The following is a 247-nucleotide window of genomic DNA, read 5'->3' on the forward strand; positions in this document are numbered from 1 at the left end:
CCCCGCCCCCCCCGGAGCTCAAGGTCCTCATGTCGCTACTGGTGCTACAGGAGCTACAGGTCCGCAAGGCGCTCATGGTCAGACTGGGGCTACCGGACCTCAAGGTGTTCAAGGTAACACAGGGGCTACCGGACCTCAAGGTGTTCAAGGTAACACAGTAGCTAACGGACCTCTACGTGTGCAAGATAACAAACTGGCTCGGGGTGGGCGGGGTGGGCTGGGGGACGGAGGGGGGGGGGGGGGGGGG

The 247-nt window shown here is 64.0% G+C and carries 1 pseudogene; it reads left to right on the forward strand.

Annotated features, from left to right (window positions below):
• Positions 1–247: pseudogene (locus tag JDS98_RS29800) on the forward strand (Gly-Xaa-Xaa repeat protein); the annotation flags it as partial.

The organism is Bacillus cereus group sp. N11 (assembly GCF_016483605.1).
Classification (GTDB): Bacteria; Bacillota; Bacilli; order Bacillales; family Bacillaceae_G; genus Bacillus_A; species Bacillus_A toyonensis.